The 989-nt window shown below is 41.1% G+C and carries 1 protein-coding gene; it reads right to left on the minus strand.

Translation table 11 applies throughout. The annotated features are described in order from the left end of the window. The coding region (locus ACRCJ0_RS15400) for an alanine--tRNA ligase-related protein (protein ID WP_431388451.1) at positions 1 to 965 on the minus strand (965 nt) is incomplete at its 3' end. Positions 966 to 989 lie beyond the last annotated feature (24 nt).

Here is a 989-nt window from a genome sequence, read left to right on the forward strand (position 1 = left end):
ATACCTAAACGTCGTGCATGCATGATCGCACGACGGATTAAACGACGTAAGATATAGCCACGGCCTTCATTTGAAGGTAAAGCACGGTCACTAATGGCAAAAGTTACTGCACGAACGTGGTCAGCAATTACCTTATAAGAAACATCAGTTTCAGGTTTTTCACCGTATTTTACAGTTGTCCCTAACGTTTCGATTTCTTTAATAATCGGTAAGAATAGGTCTGTTTCAAAGTTGGTTGGCGCATCTTGGATGACAGAAGTCATACGCTCTAGCCCCATACCCGTATCAATATTCTTATGTTTTAAAGGCACATATTCGCCGTTTGGCATATGGTTAAACTGAGAAAAAACGATATTCCAGATTTCCAAGTAACGCTCATTTTCCCCGCCTGGGTACATTTCTGGGTCAGAATCTTCTAAATCTTGGTATTTAACCCCGCGGTCATAGAAAATTTCTGTATCCGGACCACATGGACCAGCACCTAAATCCCAGAAGTTATCTTCCACTGGCACATAATGGTCATCAGATAAACCAGTCGCCTTACGCCATAATTCAACTGTTTCAGTATCCTCTGGGTAGTAAGTCATATATAGTTTCTCAGGATCTAATCCCAACCATTTTTCGTCAGTTAAGAATTCCCAAGCCCAAGGAATCACTTCAACTTTGAAGTAGTCCCCGATAGAGAAGTTCCCTAACATTTCAAATAAGGTATGGTGACGCGCTGTCACACCAACATTTTCAATGTCGTTGGTACGAATTGATTTTTGTGAGTTGGTGATACGCGGGTTTTCAGGTACAACAGAGCCATCAAAGTATTTCTTCAAGGTTGCAACCCCTGAGTTAATCCATAATAATGACGGATCTTGAACTGGCACTAATGAAGCACTTGGCTCCACACTATGGCCTTTAGATTGCCAAAAATCTAGCCACATTTGGCGAATTTCTGCTGATGTTAGTTGTTTCATAGTTGTCCTCCTCAAAATAAAAAA

This window comes from Aerococcus sp. L_32 (genome assembly GCF_050689315.1).